Genomic DNA, 16,833 nt, shown 5'->3' with positions numbered 1-16,833 from the left:
CGGAACCAAGACGGCCACAATTCCTAGGAAGCGCCTTCGTTTAGGGGGAACGCTTGCTCAGATATTGATCCGGCATGGCGCTATTAATTACAATTCAGTGAGCAACTACACCCTTGGGACACCCTGAATGCACAATAAAGAGTTGCAAAGTATAGCACGCGGCTGAGACATCCTGATTATTAGGTCAGAGCGAATTGCAGCCCCAGCCAGATGGCGGTCTAGCTGATGGGCACCTCAGCCTTTCATCAGCAGACCGCCTTCCAAAAACGTCTCACGGTGACAGATCCTGCGTCACGTCAATTGCCCGCACGGTGGGCAGCAGTCGGGTGATCGTGTCGTTCCAGCGTTGCATGGACGAGCGCAGGACATAGAGGACATCGCCAGGTTCCAGCACGAAGCGCGTGCCCAGCAGAAGCCCGCCGGGGTTGGAGACATCAAGTTGGAAGACCCGGGTCCCCTCCCCCTGCTGGCGGAAAACGAGCACCCCGCGCGCATCGGCGCGACCCTCGCGCAGGCCACCACGGCGGGTAAGGGCTTGGGTCAGGGTGATTTGTTCGCGCGACAGATCCACCACATTGGGATTGGCGACTTCGCCCAAAAGATAAGCCTCTTCTGCCCGGCGGCGTGGCACGTTGACGATGTCGCCGTTGCGCAGCACCGGGTTGTTCTGCAGCGGCCCGGAGGACAGGAAACCCTGAACATCAACGGTATAGACCTTACCGCTGCGTTGCACTGTCACAGCGCGCAGATCGGCAGTGTCGGTAAAGCCGCCAGCGGCATTCACCGCCTCGATCAGCGTCAGCGGCACCGCCCTAAGCGCCTGACGATTCGGCGTTTTCACCTCACCCGAGATCACCACCGCCTGCGCGTTATAGGCCGCCACGCGCACATCGACCTGCGGATCCGGGATAAACTCACGCAGACGCTCCGAGATGTCGCTGCGGATCTGCTCGACCTGACGGCCCGACGCCTGAACGCTGCCGATATAGGGATAATTGAACGTGCCGTCATTGCTGACCTGGAAACCGCTCTCGGCGGCGGTGCGCTGCTCACCCGCTGGCAGGGTCAGTTCCGGGTGGTTGAAAACGATCACCGACAGAATGTCGCCCTGTCCCACCAGATAGGACCACTGTCGCCCGCTGGGCAGAGAGGTGGCCGCGAAGCCGCGCGCGGGGCGCGTAAAGGCGTTGATGTTGGTGGAGTCGAGAACGATAACCTCGACATCCGCCCCCAAACTGCGCTGCGCCTCGGGCGTGACGGGAAAGCGGACATAGCCGTCGGAACAGGCGATCAGCATCAGGGGCAGGAAGAAGGCGGCGACAAGGCGAAAGAATCCTCGCCCGCCGGAAACCACAATTCGTGTGCCCGACCGGGCACCGTGATCACCATCCGTAGTCCACATGCCGCACGCTTCCATTTCTTGACCCGGTGTATCATTTTTCAATGCGCCGACATTGATCCAGAGATGGCACGACCTGCCATCCGGCGCAAATACGGAGATTGAGTTGGCGGAATAATTTCTGCCGAAAGCTTAATTTGAGTCCGAACATGCTGTGGCCGCAGCAGGTGGCAATGATATCGCGCGAAGGATAGGAAGAAATTTCAACAGGAAATACCTCCCAAATAAATCGCTACTTATTGCTGGTTTTTAATGTGCATCTAATGTCCAGATAGCGCTGTTCCCCGACCTGGGTCACCGCATTGCACTGAACCGGTCTGTAAATCTGCGTCAGAACATCGGGCCAACCTGGCTTCCAGGATCTGTCCGTCACCCGCCCACCCGGCGCAGGAACTGCGGCAGCTTGGACAGGTTCTTGGCCACCAGCGTGCCGATACCTCCGACGCCGTTGCGTCGCAGCGCCCGGTAATCCTCGGCGCTTTTCGTCAAAATCCGACTCAGCGAGCGGTTGCTCTCGCCGCCGACGCGCATCTTGACCAGAACCTCGGGGATATGGGCGAGCCGCAGCTGGCCCTTCGTCAGCCAGCGCAGCATCGCGTCATAATCTGCGGCGATGCGGAACGAGGTATCATAAGCGCCGTGCCGTTCGAAAACCTCCCGGCGCAGGAACAGCGTGGGATGCGGCGGCATCCAGCCGCGTTTCAGCAACGCAGGGTGGTAAGGTTCCGACTGCCAGTAGCGGATGACGCGCGCGGGGTCGTCCTTGGCCACATATTCAAGATCGCCGTAGACCCCGTCGATATCGCCGCGGTGGAAGGCCTCCGCGACGCGGTCGAGCACGGCGCTATGCGCAAACAGATCATCCGTGTGCAGGATGCCGATCACATCCCCCCTCGCCTTCGCGATGCCCTTGTTGAGCGCATCATAGATACCCGTATCGGGCTCGCTGAGGACGGAGATCTCTGGCGAAGCAAAACCTTTGACAATCTCGCAGGTCGCATCCCTGGAGGCGCCATCAATCACAAGCAATTCCTTGTCGGAATAGCTCTGGTTCAGGAACGAACTGATCGCAGGGCCGATGGTAACCTGCGAATTATACGCAGCCATGATGACGGTGATTTTCATGTTATGCCACTTCTGACGATAGCCGGTTATATAACGCTAGGTATTCTCGACCAATGACCTCGGGCGCAAGTTCACTACGGGCATACTCATGTGCGTCCCTCGAAAAGCGTGGAAAATCACAACTGATCTTCCGCAATACGTCTTTAAACTGCAGTGACCCTGCTGAAACCGGACCATGGAAGTCGATGAGCGCTCCGGTAGTCTCCCGAATGTAGCTGTCCATACCGGTGCCGCACTGCGCAATAACCGGGACACCATGCGCCAGGGCCTCGGTGACGACATTGGGCGAATTGTCCCGCAGCGAAGGACACAGGAGAACATCGAAAGCACCGTAAACCTCGGCCAGCTCGCTGGACTTGAAGGGCGGATGCAGGACGATCCTCACAGTGTCGAACCGTGGCAGCTTGTTTTCTGCGATTGTACCGAAAACATGCAATTCGATATCCTGTTTCAGGATCGTGCTGACCTTGTCCAACAAAGGTGGCAGCGTCATGAATCCTTTGCGCTGATCCATGACATGACCAGAAATGAAGCCGAAACGTAGAAGTCCGGCGCGCAAGCCCTTGGGACGCACATTCTCAGGAATCCCGACAGCGTTTCGAATGACAGCGATCCCCTTCCCGCCCAGACAGCCCGCCAACCAATGCGAGGGCGCGACGCGGCAATCTGGCATCACGCTGCCGTCAAATATCCGCTTGCGAAGCAGCCGATCAGCGAAACTGAGGCGCTCAGGGGGCGACTCCGCATAATGCCTGGCGCCATGATAGGGCCAGAAGTCACTCATCCGGTGGACCACCGGGCATGGCACTGCCGCGATATCCGAGAAGCAGACCGTGTTTCCGGAGACATCGCAAAGCTGAATGGCATCCGGCCGATACTTCTTGTAAAGCCTCTCCAGATCGAAAACAGGAGGCCCGAGCCGCAGACAGTGAGTCCCGGCATCGTGCAAGCTTCGCTCATATATCCGTTCCATGGTCCGCAAAAGGCGGAGCGGGTGCCTGCGTTGCTCGGCATAGGCATCCAAGGCAACCACTTCTGCGCCGGCTGCCCGCAATGCCCCGAGAAGATTGCGCGCGCCCGAGGCGGCACCGCCTTTGGTCAGGGTTTTAGTGATGAGCAAGACACTCATTGGCGAAAACGCAAACTGTATCTAAAGCCAACACCCAGTAAAATATAGAGTAAGAAGAATAAATACAGGAGTCGCGAGGAGCCGCGAATATTGTACTGTAGGGAAAAAAGCAGTGGCAGGAGCAGCGCAATATAAAACATAATCTTCTCAATAATTTGCGGCCGCCACAGAGCTCTTTGTATGAGCCCCAGAGCGAGGGCGTAGAGAAAAAGTACAGCAGCAAACAACCAGACGCCAAAGATCTGCAAGGCAAAGGCGAATCCAGGAAGTGGAACCCTCGATTGAAGCTGACTATGTGCAAGAAATGAATCGGTCTGATTGTGAAAAAATGAAGGAAGAGGTGATATTCCATAGAGGAAAGTATCGGGATTAACTTGGAAGTAGAAAGTACCCTGCGTGTTAACGACTATCGAGAAGATAGTCATGTAGTTCAGAGAATATGACAAGGCGGAGAGAGTTTCGACCCTCGGCGCTAGGAGCAATTCACCGATCACAAGCAAACCTCCATTCCACTCTATTCTTGCCTGCATTAGGCATGCTAGAACCCACACTGCGAGGACAGAATAGATGACTACCTCCGTCAGCTTCATCGACTTCAGAACCAGCGCACGAAGGATAATGTAAAGAATGATTGCTACGAAAGCTTGGCGTGCGCCGATAGCAGCAAAGGACAGGACAATCGCGGATAGGAAAAATCCGCGGCACGCAGGCCTGTTCAGAAGCGCCGTACAGAACACAGATACCCAAAACACAGTATCTGCAAACGACATCAATCGTTCGTTAGTATAAATTGGTGGGTAGGTGGTTCGACTCCAGAGCTCAGTGAGGTCCGCTGAAAGCAAAACTAGAATAGCCGGCGCAGCTGCGATAACCATCATAAGGCTCTGGGCTGAGTTTCGATTGAGCCTGTCTAGCATCAAGGACGGGCTCTTCGGGCTAGAACTATACTGCCTACCGAACCCCGCCGGATTGTGTCTGGCAGGGATCAGCGCTCGCGACACGAGTACACCCGCCAAAATTCCCAAGAATACAATGGAAAAGTGCGAAAGGGTCCAGAGGTACCCATCGAAGTTAAAGCGGAGAAAGTCATATACTGGAATATCCAGGCCGAACTCAAACACTACTGTGCCGATAAAAAAATACACAGAAAGAAGAGTGGGAAAGAATAGTATAAAACGTGTGGCTTGCCCTCCAAGCCCTGAAAAAATCAAAACGATCATTGTTATAGTTGTAATCGCATATGCTTCTGCAGCTTGGAGCGTCAACAGCGAATAATCGGAAACGTAGATCAACGAATGCGACTCTGAATAGCACGCCAGACATACTGGGAAAACAGGTCAGGAAATAGAATGACTATACGCGCTATCCTTGCAGCCTTCTGCCAACTGAGCTTGCCTTGAAGCTCCCATGTGAGCTGCTTTCTGTTTACGTACAGGCGTACAAGTCTTTGGCAGTGCGCGTACCCATCGACAGTTGGCGCAGCCAGATAGCTCAGAGCCGGGTGCTTTTCACCAGATACAATACGCTTGTTTGTGATCTCACTTCTATCTAGAATCCAATTCGAAGTCACCTTACCGGACAGGATGACAGTGCTACACAGTCCAACCAGCCTTAGCCAGAATTCACTGTCTCCTCCACGCTTCCAACCTTTGTCCCCTCTGAAGCCTCCGGATGACTCATACAAGGTTCGCTTTATGCATACCGAATTTGTATGAATTAGATCTCGCCACAAGAGCACTTTGAGTGCCTCACAGGACCTTAGCGCAACCGTCATTTCATGTGCGACAATCTCTACGGCTCCCCTATCGACAATTCTATAACCTGCCGACAGGAGATCGGCATGAGGGTATTCTCTGATCAATTCCACGAGCGCCGACAGATGATTTTCATCCCAGAAATCATCTGCGTCGAGGAAGACAACCCAGTCCCCACTAGCCATCTCTACCCCGTAGTTCCGGGCGAGATAGCCCCCCGGCCCGGGGCTTTCTCGCCTGAACACTTTGATGCGAGGATCTGAGAATCCCGCCAACACATTTACACTACCGTCTGTCGAACAGTCATCAACTACGAGAATCTCGAAGTCAGAATAGTCCTGATGCAGTACCGAACTCAGAGCTTGTCCGATGAACTTCTCCTTATTGTACAGCGGCATCACAACGCTAAATAGTGGAACTACCATGGTTTAATTCTACCCCTGATACTTTCAAAATAGAGCATTAATCGAATGTGTAATGGCGCTGGGAGGAGGAAAAGAGAAGCCTCGATTCCCATAGAGTTGATCAGATCCACGCCATGCTTTCGCAAGTGGATCTCATTTGCCAAGCGTAAAACAGTCAAGCTTTGCCTGATTCTTATCTTCTTTTGATCGCTGGAAACCCCGTCCGGGAACAACATGCGCATATAGTGGTCTTCCGGTACAACGTATGCCTGGTTGTCACGGAGCATTCTCATCCACAGGTCCGCGCCTTGCCCGACCCTAAAAATTTCCCTGTACCCTCCTGCGTTCGCATATTCGCTACGACGATACATTAACTCGCCTTGCGAGAACTGAAAGTGGGACAGCTGCCCCCGTCTTGGCGCCTTTGGACGAACGGGCGTCCTTTCAGCCGTTCCCGCTTTGATGTCTGAATAGAATGTCCCGACTATTGCCAATGCAGAATTCGGGAGGAATGCTCTGACCTGCGCCGACAGCCGCCCCGGCAGCGACACATCCCCCGCGCCCTGAATCGCGATATATTCGCCGTCGCTCTCATCAATGGCGCGCCGTATGGCGACCGTGAACCCTGTGTTCGCCTGATGCACCACGCGCAAACGGGGATCGGCAAAGCTGTCCAGAATCTCGCGCACGCGCGGGTCCGGACTTCCGTCATTCACCACCGTGATGTCGAAATTCGGGTAATCCTGTGCCAGCAGGCTGTTGATCGTGTCTCGAATGTAATCTGCCCGGTTATACCAGGCGCAGACGACGGAAACCTTGGGAAGTGCTTCGCTCATGAGATGCTTTCGGTCAGAATGGTATCTGCAGGGCGTATAGTGCCGTCGGCGCGCACGAAGCAGGCTTCTGCCTCCATGCGGAAACCCGTTGCCGCATCGACAACCGCGCCGATGCGGGCAATAAGTGTCAGCACATCCGCCGCCGTGGCCCCACCCGTGTTGACAATGAAATTGGCGTGCTGGGGCGAGACCAAGGCGCCACCGACGCGCAACCCCTTGAAGCCCAGACGCTCAATTGCGGCGCCCGGGGGGCCGATCTGGGCATACATGGCCGGGTTCGATTTGAACACCGACCCGCAATTGGGTTCCTTGCGCGGGAACTTGCGGCGGCGGTCGGCGAGAATGGCGCGCATTTCGGTGCGGATCTCGGCCCGGGGGCGGGGTGGGAGATGCAAGGTGGCGGCGGTAATGATCTCGCCGTTGGTCTGATACACCGACTGACGATAGCCAAAACCACCGTCCTGTGCCGGACGGGTGTGCACCACGCCATCAGGGGTAACGCTCTCTACCTCCAGAAGACTGCTGCCGATCCCCTTGCGCTGGCTGCCGCCGTTCATGCAGATCAATCCTCCCAAGGTGCCGGGAATGCCGCAGATATGCTCGGCACCGCCGCGCCCCGCCTGCATCAGGCGGCGGGCCAGGCCGGGAACCCAGATCCCGGCCTGAGCGCGGACCTCCGCACCCTCGAGGGACATCCGGGCCATGCGTGCGCCGATCTGGATGCAGGGCACGCGTAGCCCGGCATCATCGAACAGCAGGTTGCTGGTCAGGCCGATCACCACGGGGCGGATTCCCCGGGCGGCGAACCAGCGCGTCAGCGCCGACACCTCGGCCGTCGATGTCGGTCGCAGCACCAGATCCGCCCGCCCACCGATCCGCCACTGGCTGACGGCGGACAGATCCACCCCGCGCTCCACCCCGCCCGGACACAACCGGCCCAGGTCGGCGATGGCGGCCTCGCTCAGCGGATCCATTGCGCCTCGGCTCCCAGGGCGTGGAGTTTCTCCGGAAGGCGATTGTACCCGCGCAAGGCCATTTCGATACCGCCGACCCGGCTCGGGCCGTCAGAACAGAGGGCCGCCATGATCAGAGACATGCTTCCTCTGAGGTCGGTCGACATCGCCTGCGCGCCGGCAAGCTTCACCGGTCCCTGCACTGAAATTCTCGCGCGTTCAGCCTCAAGGGCGCCGGGCGCGAATTTGGCCAGTTCCCCGACATAGGCGATGCGCTCGGGGTAACGATAGTCATGGATGATGGAGCGACCATTCGCAAAGAGTGCAAGGAACACGAAAAACGACTGCATGTCGGAAATCACGCCAGGATGCGTTCCTGTGGCAAGCTCGAAAGGCTGCAGCCCGTGTGGGCCAATGCACTCCGGGCCGACCTGGACTGAATCGCTGTTGGAGAAGAAATCAAGCCCGGCATCCCGCAGGTGGATCAGAGGAACCTGCAATGTCTCGAAGGGCACGTTCTGAACTTGCAGCCGCCCCCCGCTTACTGCCCCGAGCACCATCCACGTCAGGGCTTCAATCCGGTCCGGCATGATCGAGAACGTCGCGCCCCCCAGCAGGCCGCCAGCACCCAGTATACGAATATGGCTGCTGCCCTCCAGGTCGATCCGCGCGCCCATTTCGCGCAGAAAATCAATCAGATCGCGAACCTCTGGCGTGACATAGGCATTTCTGATGAGGGTCTCACCGCGGGAGACCGCCGCACACATGAGCGCATTCTCTGTACCGCCAACTGTTGAGAGGGGGAAGTCAATCTCGCCGCCCTGCAATGTCCCGATCACATCAATAAAATCGGGTTTCTCTTCGACCGAACAGCCCAGGGACCGCCAGACCATCATATGAAGATCGTAGCCGCGGCTGCCGATCTTGCATCCCCCCGGGTAGGGAACGCGGGCACGCCCGTGACGCGCCAGAGCCCCGGCTGCCAGAAGATAAGTCGTGCGGATCGGCAGGTTGAAATCCGAAATACTGTCGAAGCTCAGATCATTGCCGCGAACTTGCAATTCCTCGCTGTCCGGAAAAGGAGACAAATCGGCGCCCATAGCGACGATGAACGCCATCTTCGCCTTCACGTCTTCAAGCTCGAGCGGAAAATTCCGAAGCGTGACCTGGGCGTCGCTCAGCAGAGACGCCGCCAGCACCCGGGTGGCAGAGTTCTTGGCCCCGCTGACGGTGACGGTTCCATTCAGTTCACATCGATCGTGTACGATAAGTTCCAAGCTATGCCTCCTTGGCGGGCAACGGAATAAAGCGATAGGCGTAAGCGACGCTGAGCGCGTAATGGACAGACATGACAAACGCATACAGCCAGACCGTGCGCTCTGACGCCCAGTCGAAAACCCCTGCGGCGCCGAACAGTGCGGCAATCAGGATCACCCTTTGCACATTGAGAAACAGCAGTTGGCGCTGGCCATTGAACAGGTAGAAAACATGGGCCACCGGCGTCTGGATGAACTGAAAAAACAGATAGATCGACAGAGCTTGGGCGAAGACGCCGGCCAGCAGCCAGTCGGTGCCGAAGAACAATGGAAATACCCTCTGACTGAACAGGCAAAGTCCCAGCGCCGGGATCAGCGACACGACGGCAAGGCGCAGCAGGACAGAGATCAGCATGGAGCGGATTTCACGGGGTTTGCGCGTCCCCAGAACCGATGCCTCGGCAAAGAACGCCTGTGATGTGGTCCGGCCCAGCAGCGCCACCGGCATCGACAGCGCCATCATAGCCAGGCCAAATTGCCCCGTGGTCTGCGCGTCATAGAGCGCGGCCATGAAGAACATCGGTGCCTGCATGGAGAAGACCATCAGGAACTGCGACGGCACGCGCCAGATCGCGAAACCCCGGTGTTTCCAGGCCACCTTGCGCAGGCGCGCGGGGCTGATGTGGTGCCAGTTCGCCCGGAACTCGGCCCCAAACCCGCGCAGCAGCCGACCGATCCCGCCAGCCTGGGCGACGACCTGCCCCAACAGCAGCCCCAGCGGCTGGACCGACAACAGCCCCAGCCCGATCTTGACCGCCGCGCCCGCCAGGCTCTGTGTGACATTGGTCTGGGCGATCACCTTGTAGGCGCGCCGCCGCGTGGCCCAGAGGGTCAGCATCTCATAGGTCGCAGTGCCCAGCACGCCCAACGCGATCAGCCACCACCACGGCGCCAGAACCTGCATCGAGACCAGCCCCAGCAGCGCCTCGCCACCCAGCCAGAGCGCGAAGGCGACCAGCGCCGAAAGGCCCAGCATCAGCCCGGTCGAGAGGGCCAGCAGATTCATCGCCACCCCGTCCTGACGCGGCAACGGCAGGGCCAGCACATAGCGCAGGGTCACCAGTGGCGCGAGGATCGCCACCAGCGCGGTAAACACCGCCAGCACGCCAAAATCCTCGGGCGTGTAGAGCCGGGTCAGCACCGGGATCGCGACAATCCCGATCACCCGCCCGATCCCGCTGCCCAGTGCCAAGGTGGCCATGCCGCGGAACACCCCGCCGGACGCGCCGCCGAAGATCCGCCGGGAAAGGCGGTGCCGGATCGACGGGCGGTCAGGCATGTCAGCCACAGTGGCTTTCCCGATACCACTCGACGAACCGCGCGACGCCGTCGCGCATGTCGGTCTGCGGGGCGTAGCCGGTCAACTGGCGCAGCAGGCTGGCGTCGGCCCAGGTGGCCGGAACGTCGCCGGGCTGCATATCCATGGAATGGCGGATCGCCTTGTGGCCGGTAGCCTCCCAACCCGCGGCCAGCAACTGGCGCGCCAGATGAAAGCCGATAAAGCCCGGAGTGCCGGTGATGAAGGCACGCCTCATTCGGCAGCGGCCAGCATCAGGTCCGCGCGCAGGCTGTCGCCACGCCCGACGCTGTCATAGGCGATGAAGCCGGCCGCTTCGACATCTGCCCGACCGTAGATATTGCGCAGATCGGCCATGCGTGGCGTGGCCATCGCTCCGGCCAGACGCTTCAGATCCAGCGCCCGGAACTCGTTCCATTCGGTCAGGATCAGCAGACAGTCGGCGCCTGCGGCTGCGGTGTAGGGGTCGGTTTCCCAGATCACGCCCGGCAGCAGGGCCTCGCCCTCCTTGCGGCCATGGGGGTCGACGGCGCGCACGCGCGCGCCACTGCCCACCAGCGCGGGCAGGATGGTCAGGCTGGGCGCATCGCGCATATCGTCGGTGCCGGGTTTGAAGGTCACGCCCAGCACGGCAATGGTCTTGCCGTTGACCGATCCGTCGCACAGGTCAACCACCTTGTCGATCATCCGGCGTTTGGTCATGTCATTGACCGCGATCACCGTCTCGGTGATGCGTTGCGGCACGCCGTGCTCCTGGCCGATCCGGGCCAGCGCCGAGGTGTCCTTGGGAAAACACGAGCCGCCATAGCCCGGGCCAGCATGCAGGAACTTGGCGCCGATGCGCCCATCCAGCCCCATCCCTTTGGCCACCGATTTCACATCGGCCCCCACCCGTTCGCAAAGCGCGGCGATCTCGTTGATGAAGCTGATCTTGGTCGCGAGGAAGGCGTTGGCCGCGTATTTGATCATCTCGGCCGATTCCAGATCGGTGTAGACCACCGGAAAGTCGCGCAGATAAAGCGGTCGGTAGATCTCGCCCATCACGGCGCGGGCACGCTCGGTTTCGACGCCCACCACCACGCGGTCGGGTTTCATGAAATCGTCGATCGCCGCCCCCTCGCGCAGGAATTCGGGATTGGAGGCAACGTCGAATTCGGCCTCGGGATTGGCCGCACGCAAGGCGGCCGCGACCTTGCGGTTGGTGCCGACGGGAACGGTGGATTTGGTGACGATCACCGCATAGCCGGTCAGCGCCCGGCCGATCTCGGCCGCTGCGGCCAGAACATAGGTCAGGTCGGCATGGCCGTCACCGCGCCGGGTGGGGGTGCCCACGGCGATGAACACGGCATCGGCCCCGGCCACCGCCTCGGCCAGATCGCTGGTAAAGGTCAGCCGTCCGGTCTCGGTGTTCCGGGCCAGCACGACATCAAGGCCGGGCTCGTAGATCGGCACCTCGCCCTTGCGCAGGCGCCGGATCTTGTCCTCCACCTTGTCGACGCAGACCACGTCATGGCCAAAATCGGAAAAACAGACTCCGGAGACGAGGCCGACATAGCCCGTCCCTATCATTGCGATTTTCATGGAAAACTCACTTTAAAGAGGCTTAAAAACTGCGGTCTCATGCAGAAGCCAGCCCGGCCCTACGACTTTCGCTGTTTGTATTCGTAGCGATAGCCGTAGCCATATCCGTAGCCCCCGCCCGCCTTGCGCGGATCAAATCCGTTGAGCACCGCACCGCTGAGGCGCAATCCGGCGGCAGCAAAGGTCTTGATCGACGCTTCGACCTCGCCCGGGGCGGTGACGTCGTGGCGGACGACAAGGATCGTGGCCCCGGTGCTGCGACCCAGGATCACCGGATCGGTCACCGCCAGCACCGGAGGCGCATCGAGGATCGTCAGGTCGAAATTCTCGGCGCACCGGTCCAGCATCTGGCGCAACTGCACCCGCATCAGCAGTTCAGAAGGGTTGGGCGGATAGCGTCCGGTGGGCAGCACAAAGAGCCCGTCCACCGGGCCCGGCAGCATCAGCTCGTCGATCGTCCGGTCGCCGGCCAGAACTTCGGCCAGACCCGGCTGATGGCGCTGCAGGTTGAAATAGCGCCGCAGATGCCCGCGGCGCATGTCGGCATCGATCAGGCAGACGCGCTGCCCGGCCTGCGCCGCCACCACTGCCAGGTTGGTGGCAAGAAAGCTCTTGCCGGCCTCGGGATGGGCCGAGGTGATGGTCAGCGTCGGGGAGGCCGCATCCAGCATGCCGAAGTGCAGGCTGGTGCGCAACGAACGGAAGGCCTCGACCGCCAGATCGTCGGAGTGCTCCAGCGCCAGAATCGGCAGACTCCCCTTGCGCCGGCCAGAGGTGTCGGCGGCGCGGCTGTAGTTGATGGTGGCGAAAACCGGCAGGCCTTGCCGTTCGATCTCGGTGGCATCCTGAACGCCCTTGCGCAGCCAGTTGCGGCCGAGAACCAGCCCGATCCCGCCCATCGCACCCAGCATCAGCCCCAGGGCCAGAAGCAGATTGCGCCGGGGCGCGACCGGCGCGGCCGCTGTCGCCGCCGGATCTATGATCCGCACGCTGCCAACGGTGCTGGCGCGCAAGACTTCGACCTGCTGGGCCCGGGTCAGCAACTCGGTATAAAGCCTCTGCGCCAGATCAACGTCCCGGCTCAGGTTGACGATCTGGCGCTGGGTTTCCGGCAGGGCGCCGACCTGACCGCGCAGATCTTCGAGCCGGGCCTGAAGCCGCCCCCGTTCCTCCAGCAGCAACCGATAGGTGGGATGCGCCGCGGTGTAGCGCTGTGACAGGGCGTCTTCGCGGCGCTGCAGCTCGGCCAGTTCCGACTCTACCAGAGTGACCGCGCCCAGCAGAGCCTGGGTTTCCATCGACAGGTCGACCGAAACCTGCTGCTGGCGAAACGCATTGAGCGCGCTCTCGGCCTCGCGCAAGGCCGCTTCGGCCTGCGGGATCTGTTCACGGATAAACTGCAGGCTGCCGTCGGCCTGGGCGGCACTGCGGGTGATGTTCTGGCCCTGATACGCCGCGAGGACGGCATCCAGAGCGCGGACATTGTCTGCCCGACCCTTCCCCGTCACCTGTGCTTCGAGAATTCCCGAAGCTCTGCCGCGCTCACTGACAGTCAGACGTCCGCGCAGCGAGCTGATGGCCATGGTCTCGCTGATCTGCCGGATGGTGAAGACCCGGCCTGTGGGCGCAGAAAGTGCGGCCACTGTCAGTGTGAACCCAATGTCCGGCAAGCTGAGCGCCTCGCCCACCCTCCCCTGCAGCTCCCGCTCATCCGGCGTGGTCAGCACAAAGCCGCCCGCCTCGCCGACCGTCAGCTGCATCGGCTGATCGACCCACTGAGGTGGCACGATGAGCTGGGCCAGCGTCACGGCCTCGCCGGGCCGGGCGAAACGCTGCGGCAGCAGCCCGTTGATCCCCGGCAGCTGGTAGCGCGCGACCATCGTGCCGATCACCGGCGCCAGAACCGGCTCCACCCGCCAGTCGAGGTTGAGCGCGGCCACCGCCTGCCCCAGCACCAGCCGCGAGCGCAGGATCTCGATCTCGGTCACGCTGCGAGGGGCGTCGCCTTCCATCAGACTGGTCAGGCTGCTGGGCAGGGTAAGCGCGTTGCTCTTTTCCTCAAGCTGCACCAATGCGTCGGCCTGATAGGTCGGCACGGTGTTGACGTAGACAAACAGCGCCCCCCCCAGCCCCAACGCCATGCAAAGAGCGATCCAGAGCTTGCCCTTCCACAACGTGACGAGCAGCTTGCCGAGATCGATCTCATCGCTGTCCGGCTCGGATCTGGACATCAGTGCAGAGGCCAGCGGCCCGGGAGTCATAGGCTGTTCATCCTGCGGCTTCCTGCCGGACGTTCTGTCCGTGGTCTTGCCAATATATCCGTCCGGCATCTCAAGGCTTTCGTGTTGGAACAAGCTTGGTCACCCAATCGTCGGCAGCTTTGGCAATCCGGGCAAAGGCCGCTTCATGAATCTCGCGGGGCCGTCGGTATGGATCCCCGATCCCCTTGCCACCCTGCCAATGGTCGAACAGCATCACCCGGCCGGAAAGGTCCGGGGCCTGGCGGGCGATCTCGCGGCGGTGGCCGGGTTCCATGACCAGAATCAGATCGGCCTGCTGCCCCAGTTCCCGGGTGAACTGCCGCGCCACATGCGCCTCAAGGCTCAGGCCATGCGCCAAGGCGACCGCGTGCGCCGTCTCATCCGCAGCACACCCGACCAGCGCGCCAATCCCGGCCGACGACACCCTGATCGACGCACCCCGCTCGGCCAGCCGCGCTGCCAGCAGCCGCTCGCCCACGGGCGAGCGGCAGATGTTGCCGACGCAGACGACCAGAATGGATTTCACCAGCATCTCAGGGCTTCAGGGGCGATACGGGATCCGGAAAGGGTGCAGGAGCACGGGCGCGCTGGTCTTCAACGCAAGCCTGCGCGGGCCGCAGTTGAGCCGTGGAAAAGACCTCGGCCGGGGCCCAAAGCCCCCGCGACAGCAGCAAGAGACAACGATCAAGAATGGCTACCGCACCGGTCGCCCCTTGGGGGTGATCGGTATAACGTACTGTTTACAATGGGATAAAGGCGGCAAACTCATGATCTTGAGCGGACACTAGCACAGATGCCGCTGGGGAAGGAAGAGATTGATTACGCAGTTGCAGCATAATTTCAGAAAGCCAGGTGACTGCGCTCAGCGCCTAATGCGAGCCGTCAATCATGAAGGTCATGATACCGGCGCTGGGGCGCAGCAGCACGACGCAGGAGGTGGACGGATGGTCCCAGCCCTCGGTCAGCACCGCGACATTGACGACGACGCGGATTTTGCCCGCAGCATATGCTGCAAGGATCCGACGGCGCATGCCGGCATCAAGATCACCATGAATGACGGCTGCCGAAATTCCCGCCATGAGCCGCTTGGCGGCTGCTTCTCCCAGATCGGCCGGGGCCACCATCGGGATGGAAAGACCGGCGGGAAAGAAGCTCGGCAACGTGCCGGTCTCCTGCACCACGTCTGCCATCCCGGTCCAGTTGCTCATATCGTATGCGCACCGGTTGATCGCGGTGGGGACAGGCTGCCTCGCCAAGGCTGTCTCGAATTGATGCAGAACTGTCAGATCTCCGCATCGCTCACCACAAAAGGCTCCGTAGGTCGATTGCGCGACCACCTTTTCAAGACCAGAGCCGCCGAGGGCCGAGATGATCGCGGCCACGTTTGCCCGCTCTTCTGCGCCCGTGTCGCCCGAAGGATGTGCGGGCGGGTTGAGCAGAAACGCACGCGTGCCGCTCCGCAGGACGCTGCGTGTTGCCTCGATGTCGCGAATGTCGGTGGCTGCGATCTTTGCGCCGACCGCCTTCAAATCTGCGCCATTGCCTTCATCGCGGGTGACAATCGTCACCTCCTGGCCCCGGTTCAAGAGCGCGCGCGCCGTCGCAGATCCGACCCGCCCGGTTCCGCCAAGTATCACATACATCGCGCTCATCTCGTCTGGCGATCAGGACCTGCCATTCCTCAAGCAACGTCATGGTCGCGATGCGATCAAACCGGAACCGCCAAAAGGCACCCCGCAGCCCGGTCGGCTAAAGGGGCGAGTGTTGATGGAAGGCCAACTTCCATTCGTTCCCACACCGGACATAGGCTGAACTGACCAGCGCCGCGTAGGGCTGCCCATCGGCCCTCGTTACGTCTGCGCGGTAGCTGATGATGGCTACGTCTTCGGTTGCCTGAAGCAGGCTTCGCTTAGACATCTTAAGGTCACGCCATCTGTTCGTATCCGTCGCTGTTGCTGCGACCTCGTCGCGCGTCCTGATCCCGTGCATCTCGCCCGCCTGGGGGAACGCAAGCACGCATCTCTCGTCAAGATGCGCGGAGAAATGGTCCTTGCCCGAAAGCCAGAAGCCCTGCTCGATATCGAAGATGTCCTGCTCCAGGCCCATGACTTCCTCCTGTGTCGCGGTAAACGGCGATACCTTTAAACCTGTTCCATGGACCGGGATGTTGACCGTCCGTCGCCGGATGGGTCCTGCGGTACTATGCGGTGCTTCAGATGACCGACATCAGTGGGGCGTCCAGCTATCGCGCGGCCAGTCGCGAGCAACGCAACAAACGTGATGATGGCATTCACTGCGTGCCCATACTCCCAACTGCGGCGAAGTTCATCCCAATTGGCCGGGATCGACGTCCAGTTCGCGGTCGCCTGATTGCCTGGAAACACCCAGACGAAAAAGATGACGAGCGTCAGGCCGATCAGCAGCGCTGACACAAGCGCCCATCGTGCCGCCGCCCGGTCCGTCCGGCGGAGTGTCAAGGACAGGTAGCCATTCGCGGCGATTGCAGCGAAGATCACGACGCCGAACAGCGCCCAGCCGGCATAGATGGACTGGACCATGAAATAGTCGGCCTCGCCCATTGCCATTTTCGCCGGAAGTTCAAAGAGGTGAGCCCCTCCGGGGATCACGATCAGGGAGGTCAACGCCAAGGTCAGGAGCTTCAGGATCACGCCTTACTCCTCTCGCCGCGTGGATCATCTGCCTGCCAACGCTTCATCGCACCCATGGGTTCCAGCGAAAGCCACGCGCCAAGCCCGGCGCTAGGCACTTTCAATTCGT

General features: G+C 60.4%; 15 protein-coding genes and 1 pseudogene. All 16 read right to left on the bottom strand.

From position 1 onward, the window contains the following. Positions 1 to 271 precede the first annotated feature (271 nt). A complete protein-coding gene (locus tag J2X53_RS19770; RefSeq protein WP_349039214.1) occupies positions 272 to 1,402 on the bottom strand; it encodes a polysaccharide biosynthesis/export family protein in 1,131 nt (376 codons plus the stop codon). Positions 1,403 to 1,768: 366 nt separating this feature from the next. Next, positions 1,769 to 2,524, bottom strand: a complete 756-nt coding sequence (locus J2X53_RS19765; RefSeq protein ID WP_349039213.1) for a glycosyltransferase family 2 protein — start codon at positions 2,522 to 2,524, stop codon at positions 1,769 to 1,771. Between the two features lies 1 nt (position 2,525). Then, a complete protein-coding gene (locus J2X53_RS19760; RefSeq protein ID WP_349039212.1) occupies positions 2,526 to 3,653 on the bottom strand; it encodes a glycosyltransferase in 1,128 nt (375 codons plus the stop codon). Beyond that, positions 3,650 to 4,945 (bottom strand): hypothetical protein, encoded by a 1,296-nt coding sequence (locus J2X53_RS19755; RefSeq protein ID WP_349039211.1) that lies wholly within the window; start codon positions 4,943 to 4,945, stop codon positions 3,650 to 3,652. Before J2X53_RS19755 ends, J2X53_RS19760 begins: the two co-directional genes overlap by 4 nt. Further along, positions 4,942 to 5,832 (bottom strand): glycosyltransferase, encoded by an 891-nt coding sequence (locus J2X53_RS19750; protein WP_349039210.1) that lies wholly within the window; start codon positions 5,830 to 5,832, stop codon positions 4,942 to 4,944. The genes J2X53_RS19755 and J2X53_RS19750 overlap by 4 nt, the downstream gene beginning before the upstream one ends. Then, on the bottom strand, positions 5,826 to 6,647 hold the full coding sequence (locus J2X53_RS19745; protein ID WP_349039209.1) for a glycosyltransferase: 822 nt from the start codon (positions 6,645 to 6,647) through the stop codon (positions 5,826 to 5,828). The genes J2X53_RS19750 and J2X53_RS19745 overlap by 7 nt, the downstream gene beginning before the upstream one ends. Next, a complete protein-coding gene (gene murB / locus J2X53_RS19740; protein WP_349039208.1) occupies positions 6,644 to 7,621 on the bottom strand; it encodes a UDP-N-acetylmuramate dehydrogenase in 978 nt (325 codons plus the stop codon). Before murB ends, J2X53_RS19745 begins: the two co-directional genes overlap by 4 nt. Next, complete coding sequence (locus J2X53_RS19735) at positions 7,609 to 8,877, bottom strand: UDP-N-acetylglucosamine 1-carboxyvinyltransferase (RefSeq protein WP_349039207.1); 1,269 nt, start codon at positions 8,875 to 8,877, stop codon at positions 7,609 to 7,611. The genes murB and J2X53_RS19735 overlap by 13 nt, the downstream gene beginning before the upstream one ends. A 1-nt stretch (position 8,878) precedes the next feature. Next, entirely contained in the window at positions 8,879 to 10,195 is a 1,317-nt protein-coding gene (locus J2X53_RS19730; protein ID WP_349039246.1) for an oligosaccharide flippase family protein, read from the bottom strand. 1 nt (position 10,196) lies between these two features. Further along, positions 10,197 to 10,373 (bottom strand): annotated as a pseudogene (locus tag J2X53_RS19725) (nucleotide sugar epimerase); the annotation flags it as partial. 74 nt (positions 10,374 to 10,447) lie between these two features. Continuing rightward, positions 10,448 to 11,794, bottom strand: coding sequence for a UDP-glucose/GDP-mannose dehydrogenase family protein (locus J2X53_RS19720; RefSeq protein ID WP_349039206.1), 1,347 nt, complete (start codon positions 11,792 to 11,794; stop codon positions 10,448 to 10,450). Between the two features lie 59 nt (positions 11,795 to 11,853). After that, positions 11,854 to 14,025 (bottom strand): polysaccharide biosynthesis tyrosine autokinase, encoded by a 2,172-nt coding sequence (locus J2X53_RS19715; RefSeq protein WP_349039205.1) that lies wholly within the window; start codon positions 14,023 to 14,025, stop codon positions 11,854 to 11,856. A gap of 100 nt (positions 14,026 to 14,125) precedes the next feature. After that, positions 14,126 to 14,587 carry a low molecular weight protein-tyrosine-phosphatase gene (locus J2X53_RS19710; RefSeq protein WP_349039204.1) on the bottom strand — a complete coding sequence of 154 codons (462 nt, stop codon included), beginning with the start codon at positions 14,585 to 14,587 and terminating at the stop codon, positions 14,126 to 14,128. A 337-nt stretch (positions 14,588 to 14,924) separates the two neighbouring features. Then, entirely contained in the window at positions 14,925 to 15,698 is a 774-nt protein-coding gene (locus J2X53_RS19705) for an NAD(P)H-binding protein (RefSeq protein ID WP_349039245.1), read from the bottom strand. Between the two features lie 106 nt (positions 15,699 to 15,804). Continuing rightward, positions 15,805 to 16,161 carry a hypothetical protein gene (locus J2X53_RS19700; protein ID WP_349039203.1) on the bottom strand — a complete coding sequence of 119 codons (357 nt, stop codon included), beginning with the start codon at positions 16,159 to 16,161 and terminating at the stop codon, positions 15,805 to 15,807. Positions 16,162 to 16,196: 35 nt separating this feature from the next. Then, positions 16,197 to 16,724 carry a hypothetical protein gene (locus J2X53_RS19695; protein ID WP_349039202.1) on the bottom strand — a complete coding sequence of 176 codons (528 nt, stop codon included), beginning with the start codon at positions 16,722 to 16,724 and terminating at the stop codon, positions 16,197 to 16,199. Positions 16,725 to 16,833: the final 109 nt, after the last annotated feature.

It is taken from the genome of Pseudotabrizicola sp. 4114, from assembly GCF_031457365.1.
In the GTDB taxonomy this organism is placed as follows: domain Bacteria; phylum Pseudomonadota; class Alphaproteobacteria; order Rhodobacterales; family Rhodobacteraceae; genus Pseudotabrizicola.
This window is presented reverse-complemented; position numbering and strand designations above follow the sequence as displayed.